Genomic DNA, 7,483 nt, shown 5'->3' on the forward strand with positions numbered 1-7,483 from the left:
GGGGGCGTTGGTGTTGGACGTGACGTCGCGGGGGGACGAGCCGTGGGTGCGGTTCAGTCCGTTCTATCCGCATGGGGGATACCCGTGCCGTTCTCGCCGGGGTGGTCGCCGATTCGGTGGAGGGGATCAAGCGGATGGTGCGCAAGTACGGGCCGGTGGTCGGTCACCGGGCGGGGCTTGGGGGCGCGGAGCCGCTGTCGCGTGCGGCGCTGGTGCGGCTGGTCGCGGGGGAGCGCCGGCCGGGGTGACGGCTACTCCTCGGTGGCGGGGCTGCCGCCCGCGACGACCTCGGCGAGCAGGTCCTCCTCGGTGGCGCCGCGCCGCCAGTAGCCGGTGAAGGTGACGGCGCGGCGGTCGAGGCCGCGCTCGTTCACCAGGTGGCGGCGCAGGGCGCGGACGGCGGCGGACTCGCCGGCGATCCACGCGTACGGTTCCGGCGGGAGCTCCGCGGTGCGGACGGCGTCCAGCAGGCCGCCCGGGGGCACCCAGGTGATCTCGGCGTCGGCCTTGGTCGGGAGGTCTTGGCGGTCCTCGTCGTGGGGCACCTCGATCCACACGCGGGCGGGGGTTCCGGAGGGGAGCCAGGCGAGGTTGCCGGCGATGGCGGGCAGCGCCGAGAGGTCGCCCGCGATGACGACGGGACGGCCGGGCGGCGGGCGGAAGTCGTAGCCGCCGTTGTCGGGGCCGGTCGGCCCGAGCACGACGACCCGGTCGCCGGGACGGGCGGACGCGGCCCAGCGGGCGGCCGGGCCCGACGCGCCGTCCAGGTGCAGGACGAAGTCGACGTCCAGCTCGCCGGGCCGCCGGTCGCGGACGGTGTAGGAGCGCATGATGCCGCGCTCGGCGGGGTCGAGGGCGCGCCAGTCGGCGAACCAGGTGTCGGGCGACCAGTCGGACGGCATCACCGGCGCGTCCTGGTGCGGGTGCGGCAGGAACAGCTTGAAGCGCTGGTCGCGCCCGGCCGGGACGAACGCCTTCCCGGATCCGCCGGTGGTGTCCAGGGCCGTCCCGCCGAAGGTGATCCGGACCATGGAGGGCCCGAGCCGCTCGGACCGCAGGACGTGCAGCTCGAAGAAGCCGAAGGGGTCGGCGGGGGTCGTCATCGTGGGGGCCTTTCCGTCGCTCAGCCGGTCTTCTTGGCGGACTGGATGGACTTGGCGAGGGCTTCGAGGATCGGGGCGGAACCCTCGTAGGAGAAGCGGGGCTCGGGCTGCCACGGGACGACCTGGCCGGCCTTCACGGCGGGCAGCTCCGCCCAGGACGGCTTGGACCCGAGGTCCTTCGGCTGGAGCGCCTGCGTGCGGCTGTCCAGCATGACGACGTCGGCCTTGTAGCGGTCGGCGTTCTCCCAGCTCAGGTTCTCGAAGAAGCCGTTGCTGTCCAGGCGGCGCGGGACGATGAGGTCCACGCCCAGTTCCTTGAAGTAGATGAGGTCGGTGTTCTTCTCGGGGCTGGAGGCGTAGAACAGGTCGGGGCTCGCGGACGCGGCCAGGACCTTCAGGCCCGGGTTGGCCCTGGCGGCCGCGCGCAGCGCCTCCGCCGCCTTCTCGAAGCGGGCCTTGGCCGCCGTGACCTTGGCGGACGTGAGGTCGGCGCCGAGCGCGGCGGCCAGCGCGGCCGTCCGCTCGATCGGCTTCGGCAGGGGGACGGTGCCGGTGGACAGCGCGACGCTCGGCGCCAGCGCGAAGATCTTCTCCTTGCTCTCCGCGGGGACGTAGAACAGCTCGTTCTTGACGAACATGTTGTCGACGAGCAGGTCGGGGCGCAGCGCGGCGTACTTCTCGATGTTGAACTCGCCGAAGGCGTTGCCGATGACGGTCAGCCGGTCGACGGGCAGGTTCCCGGCCTGCGGGTCGGGCTTGCCGTCCTTGAGCTTGGTCGGGCCGAACACGCCCACGAGCTGCTCGTCCACACCGAAGTCGTGCAGGGCGGCGAGGGTGCCGACGTAGCCGACGACGCGCTTGGGGCGCGCCTTGAGGCCGACCTTCGTGCCTCGGTCGTCGGTGAACGACCAGGCGCCGCCGCTGGGGGACGCCGTGCCGTCGCCGCTGCCGCACGCGCTGAGCAGGGCCCCGAGGGCGACGGCGCCGCCCGCGCCCAGCAGGCCGCGGCGGGTGAGGTGACGGGCGACGGTGTTCGACATTTCGGTTATTTCTCCTGCTGTATTACGGTGGCCGGTATTCCGGCTCGATGCGTGCTTAGGTTAACCTAACCTAAGTCTTAGTCCAGTGGTGGGGGCGGTGCGGCCTCCCCGGCCCGTCCCCCGGAGTCCGTCCGTGTCGTTGACGAAGTCCCCGCAGGTCGCGGCGCGTGGCGCCCGATCGCCGCGGGCCGGGCGCCCCGGCCTCGTCGCAGGTCGTTCCGCCCGCGCGGCCGGTTTGCTCGTCGCGGCGTTGCTGCTGCTCGCCGTCCTCGTGCTGAGCCTCGCGGTCGGGGCCAAGCCCCTTTCGGTCGCGGACGCGTGGAACGGTCTCTTCCACCGCGACTCCGGCAGTTACACGGTCGTCCACCAGATGCGCCTGCCGCGCACGCTCCTCGGACTGGTCGCGGGCATCGCGCTCGGCCTCGCCGGGGCCGTGATGCAGGCGCTCACGCGCAACCCGCTCGCCGACCCCGGGCTCCTCGGCATCAACGCGGGCGCGGCCGCGGCGGTCGTCTCGGCGATCTCGTTCCTGGGCGTCGCCTCGTTCACCGGGTTCGTGTGGTTCGCGTTCGCGGGCGCCGGTGCGGTGGCGGTGCTGCTGTACGTGGTCGGTGGCGGGCGCGGCGCTACTCCGGCGCGGCTGGCGCTCGCCGGGTCCGCGCTGAACGCGGCGCTCTACTCCTACGTCAACGCGGTGCAGCTGCTCGACACCGCGTCGCTCGACCGCATGCGCTTCTGGACGGTCGGCTCGCTCGGCGCCGCGCAGTCCTACACGGTCGTGCGCGTAGCGCCGTTCGTGGCCGTGGGGTTGGTGCTGGCGCTCGCGTTGGCGCGTCCGCTGAACGCGATGGCGATGGGGGAGGACGCGGCGCGCGCGCTCGGCGCCCGTCCTGGACGCGCCCGGGTCGTGGCCATCGTCACGGTGACGCTGCTGTGCGGCGCGGCGACGGCGGCGTGCGGGCCGATCATCTTCGTCGGGCTGATGGTGCCGCACCTCGTCCGCGCGCTGACCGGCCCGGACCTGCGCTGGCTTCTGCCGTACTGCGCGGTCCTCTCGCCCGCCCTGGTGCTCGCCGCCGATGTTCTGGGACGGGTCGTCGTGCGTCCGTCCGAGCTCCAGGTCGGGATCGTCATGGTCGTGGCCGGTGGTCCGGTCTTCCTCTACTTCGTCCGCCGTCCGCGCGCGCTTGGCACGCGCCGTCGGACGCGCGGTGAGGCGGCGGCGTCGTGACCCGGGCTCCGCGTTTCGCCGTCGTCCGCACGCCCGGAGGGCTATCGCTCCGCTTCCGCCCGCGCGCGCTTGTCGTCGCGGCGCTCTGCCTACTGGCCGCGCTCTGCATGGGCGTGCTGCTCATCGGCAGCGGCGACTTCCCGATGAGCCCCGCCGACGTGGTGCGGACGCTCGCGGGCCAGGGCTCGCCCGCCGACTCCCTCATCGTGAACCAGATCCGGCTGCCGCGCGTCGTGACCGGGCTGGCCGTCGGCGCCGCGCTGGGGCTGGCCGGGGCGATCTTCCAGTCGCTCGTCCGCAACCCGCTGGGCAGCCCCGACATCCTCGGGTTCAGCCAGGGCGCGGCGACCGGCGTGCTCGCCATGATCGTCCTGGTGGGCGGCGGCAGCGCGGCGGTCGCGTCCGGCGCCGCCGCGGGCGGGCTGGCGACCGGCGTGCTGGTGTACGCGGTGGCCGGACGGAGCGGCGCGCACGGGCAGCGGCTGATCCTCGTCGGCATCGGCGTCGCCGCGATCCTCACCGGCGTGAACGGCTATCTGCTCACCCAGGCGAGCATCACCGACGCCGCCCGCGCGGTGCTGTGGCTGACCGGCAGCCTGGACGGGCGCGACTGGTCCGACTCCGCCCCGCTGCTCGTGGCGCTCGCCGTCCTGGGGCCGCTGGTGCTCGTCGGCTGCGGGCGGGCGCTGCGGATGCTGGAGATGGGCGACGACGCGGCGCACGGGCTCGGGGTGCCGATCGAGCGGGCCCGGCTGATCATGCTGGCGGCGGCCGTCCTGCTCACCTCGCTCGCCGCCGCTGCCGCCGGGCCGGTGGCGTTCGTCGCGCTGACCGCGCCGCAGCTCGCCCGGCGGCTGACCCGCACGGCCGGGCCCAACCTGCTGCCCGCGACGTGCATGGGCGCGGCGCTCCTGGTCGCCGCCGACTGGGTGGCGCAGCGCGCCTTCCCCGGGCACCAGCTCCCGGTCGGCGTGGTGACCGGGCTCCTCGGCGGCGGGTACCTGGTCTGGCTCCTGGTGACCGAACGCAAGACGGGACGGATATGACGATGGACGCGAACACGCGGCTGGCGGGCACCGGGCTCACGCTCGCCTACGACAGGCGCACCGTCGCCGAGCACCTGGACGTCGCCGTCCCGGACGGCTCGTTCACCGTGATCGTGGGGCCGAACGCGTGCGGCAAGTCGACGCTGCTGCGCGCGCTCGCCCGCATCCTCAAGCCCGCCGCCGGGGCCGTCGTCCTGGACGGCGAGCCGATCACGCGGTGGCCCGCCAAGAAGCTGGCGCGGACGCTCGGCCTGCTCCCGCAGTCGTCCATCGCGCCGGAGGGCATCTCCGTCGCCGACCTCGTCGCGCGCGGCCGCTACCCCCACCAGGGCCTGCTGCGGCAGTGGTCCCGGGAGGACGAGCGGGTCGTCGCCGGGTCGATGGCCGCGACCGGTGTGGAGGCGCTCGCCGACCGGGCGGTGGACGAGCTGTCGGGCGGGCAGCGCCAGCGCGTCTGGATCGCGATGGCGCTGGCCCAGCAGACCCCGCTGCTGCTGCTGGACGAGCCGACGACCTACCTCGACATCGCGCACCAGATCGAGGTCCTCGACCTGTGCGCGCGGCTGCACGAGGAGGGCCGCACGGTCGTCGCCGTCCTGCACGACCTGAACCACGCCGCGCGCTACGCCACGCACCTGATCGCGATGCGGGACGGGCGGATCGTCGCCGAGGGCGAGCCGGGCGAGGTGGTCACGGCGGAGCTGGTCGAGGAGGTCTTCCGCCTTCCCTGCCGCGTGATCGACTGCCCGGAGACCGGGACGCCGCTCGTGATCCCCGCCGCCCGCCATCGCGTCCCGGGAATAGTTGTAGGGACATAATGGTTGTAGGCGTCCAACTAAGGAGGACGCTTGCCAGAACTCAGCCCCCGGCGCCGCATGCTCGTACTCGGTATCTGCTGTATGAGCCTGTTCATCGTCAGCCTCGACAACACCGTCCTCAACGTCGCGCTGCCCGCGCTGCAACGCGACTTCGACACCTCCCTGTCCGGGTTGCAGTGGACGATCGACGCGTACCTGATCGTGCTCGCCTCGCTGCTGATCCTCTCCGGGTCGATCGCCGACCGGATCGGCCGCCGCCGCGTGTTCCAGGCCGGGCTCGCCCTGTTCGTGACCGGGTCAGTGCTGTGCAGCCTCGCCCCGTCCCTGGAATGGCTGGTCGCCGCCCGCGTCGTGCAGGCCGTCGGCGGATCGATGCTCAACCCGGTCGCGATGGGCATCATCACCAACGTGTTCACCGAGCCGCGCGAGCGGGCCCGCGCCATCGGCGTCTGGGGCGGCGTGGTCGGCCTCAGTATGGCCCTGGGGCCGCTGGTCGGCGGGGTGCTCGTCGACTCCGTCGGCTGGCGCGCGATCTTCTGGCTCAACCTGCCGATCGGGCTGGCCGCCCTCGCGCTGACCGCGCTGTTCGTCCCCGAGTCGCGTGCCGCGCGCCCGCGCCGCCCCGACCCGCTCGGCCAGGGACTCATGATCGTGCTGCTCGGCGCGCTGACCTTCGCCATCATCGAGGGACCCGACCTCGGCTGGCGCGCCCCGGCGGTCGTCCTCGGCGCGGTCGTGGCCGCCGCCGCGCTGGCCGGGTTCGTGCTGCACGCCCGGCGGACGCCCGAGCCGCTCATCGACCTGCGGTTCTTCCGCAGCGTCCCGTTCGCAGGCGCCACCGTCATCGCGGTGGCGGGGTTCGCGGCCCTCGCCGGGTTCCTGTTCGTGAACGCGCTGTACCTGCAGAACGTGCGCGGGATGTCCGCGCTGCACGCCGGGCTCTACCTGCTGCCGATGGCCGCGATGACCGCCGTGTGCGGCCCGCTCTCGGGACGCCTGGTCGGCAGCCGGGGGCCGCGTCTGCCGCTGCAGATCGCCGGGGGCGCGATGCTCGCCAGCGGGCTGCTGTTCGCGCTGCTTGACGCCGAGACCAGCGACGTCACGCTGTTCGCCGCGTACGTGCTGTTCGGCCTCGGGTTCGGGACGGTGAACCCGCCCATCACCAACACCGCCGTGTCGGGCATGCCGCGCGCGCAGGCCGGCGTGGCCGCCGCCGTCGCGTCCACCAGCCGCCAGGTCGGGCAGGCGCTCGGCGTCGCGGTGATCGGCGCCGTCCTCGCCGCGGGGACGGGTCCGGGGCCGGTCGCCGCGTCGCGCTTCGTCGACGCCGCCCGCCCGGCATACTGGGTGCTCACCGGGTGCGCCGCCGCCGTGCTCGTGCTCGGCACGGTCACCACCGGCCGCCGGGCCGCCCGCAGCGCCGCCCGCACCGCCCGCCTGTTCGAGCACGGCCTGGACGCGGAGGAACGCCACGTGACGGGGGCGAGCACCCGATGAACGACCCCGACATCGCCGCCCGCGCCTGGCGCAACCTGCACATCCTGCTGCACGAGCGCGGCGACAAGCGGCGGGAGGTGACCGAGGCGCTCGGGATGAGCTTCTTCCGGACCAAGGCGCTGCGCCGCCTGTCCGCCAGGCCCATGACGCTGCGCGAGCTCGCCGACACCCTGCTCACCGACCGCCCGTACACGACGCTGGTGGTGGACGACCTGGTCGAGCGCGGGCTGGTGGAGCGCGCCCCCAACCCGGCCGACCGCCGCTCCAAGATCGTGAGCGTGACGGCGGCCGGACGCGCCGCGGCGGCGGAGGCCGACCGCATCCTCGGCACCCCACCGGCCGTCCTGCGCGAACTCCCGCCGGAGGACCTCGCCGCACTCGACCGCATCGCCGCCCGCCTCGTCGAGGACAGCTGACCAGCCGCACCACCGCCTCCCGCACCCCGCCTGCCGCGCGCACCCCGCCTGTCGCGCGCACCCCGCCTGTCGCGCGCATCCCGCCTGTCGCGCGCACCCCGCCTGCCGCGCGCAGCCTGTCGCGCGCGCCGCTTCCCGCACGCGCCGCTTCCCGCGCTTCACTGGCCGACCGGCTCACCGGCGCTCCACCGGCCAGTCGGCTCACGCTTCGCCGGGCGGCGGGGCTCTGGGCGCTTCACCGTCTCCCGCGCTCGCTCGCCTGCCGCGCTTCAGCGGGCGGTCGGCTCACGCTTCGCCAGGCGGGTGGCCGGGGGTCTGGGGGCTTTGCCGGG

General features: G+C 74.2%; 8 protein-coding genes. 6 read left to right on the top strand and 2 right to left on the bottom strand.

The window, feature by feature from the left end; genetic code table 11:
- Positions 1-71: 71 nt before the first annotated feature.
- Complete coding sequence (locus tag E1298_RS48880; RefSeq protein WP_165975917.1) at positions 72-248, top strand: hypothetical protein; 177 nt, start codon at positions 72-74, stop codon at positions 246-248.
- Between the two features lie 3 nt (positions 249-251).
- Here E1298_RS48880 and E1298_RS41375 read toward each other — a convergent pair whose 3' ends face one another.
- Both E1298_RS41375 and E1298_RS41380 read right to left on the bottom strand, forming a co-directional pair.
- Entirely contained in the window at positions 252-1,103 is an 852-nt protein-coding gene (locus tag E1298_RS41375; protein ID WP_131902847.1) for a siderophore-interacting protein, read from the bottom strand.
- 20 nt (positions 1,104-1,123) lie between these two features.
- Positions 1,124-2,143, bottom strand: a complete 1,020-nt coding sequence (locus E1298_RS41380; RefSeq protein WP_131902848.1) for an ABC transporter substrate-binding protein — start codon at positions 2,141-2,143, stop codon at positions 1,124-1,126.
- 133 nt (positions 2,144-2,276) lie between these two features.
- Between E1298_RS41380 and E1298_RS41385 the strand changes: the two genes are divergently transcribed.
- From E1298_RS41385 to E1298_RS41405, 5 genes are read left to right on the top strand one after another with little or no spacing between them, the layout of a single operon-like run.
- Positions 2,277-3,374, top strand: a complete 1,098-nt coding sequence (locus E1298_RS41385) for a FecCD family ABC transporter permease (RefSeq protein ID WP_131902849.1) — start codon at positions 2,277-2,279, stop codon at positions 3,372-3,374.
- Positions 3,371-4,420: a FecCD family ABC transporter permease gene (locus E1298_RS41390; RefSeq protein WP_243726156.1), complete on the top strand. Its 1,050-nt coding sequence runs from the start codon at positions 3,371-3,373 to the stop codon at positions 4,418-4,420. The genes E1298_RS41385 and E1298_RS41390 overlap by 4 nt, the downstream gene beginning before the upstream one ends.
- Entirely contained in the window at positions 4,417-5,238 is an 822-nt protein-coding gene (locus tag E1298_RS41395; RefSeq protein WP_131902850.1) for an ABC transporter ATP-binding protein, read from the top strand. Before E1298_RS41390 ends, E1298_RS41395 begins: the two co-directional genes overlap by 4 nt.
- Positions 5,239-5,268: 30 nt before the next feature.
- The gene (locus tag E1298_RS41400; RefSeq protein ID WP_131902851.1) at positions 5,269-6,735 is read left to right on the top strand and encodes an MFS transporter; all 1,467 of its coding nucleotides are present in this window, start codon (positions 5,269-5,271) and stop codon (positions 6,733-6,735) included.
- On the top strand, positions 6,732-7,151 hold the full coding sequence (locus tag E1298_RS41405; RefSeq protein WP_131902852.1) for a MarR family winged helix-turn-helix transcriptional regulator: 420 nt from the start codon (positions 6,732-6,734) through the stop codon (positions 7,149-7,151). The genes E1298_RS41400 and E1298_RS41405 overlap by 4 nt, the downstream gene beginning before the upstream one ends.
- The last annotated feature ends 332 nt before the right edge of the window (positions 7,152-7,483 follow it).

Source organism: Actinomadura rubrisoli, from assembly GCF_004349215.1.
In the GTDB taxonomy this organism is placed as follows: domain Bacteria; phylum Actinomycetota; class Actinomycetes; order Streptosporangiales; family Streptosporangiaceae; genus Spirillospora; species Spirillospora rubrisoli.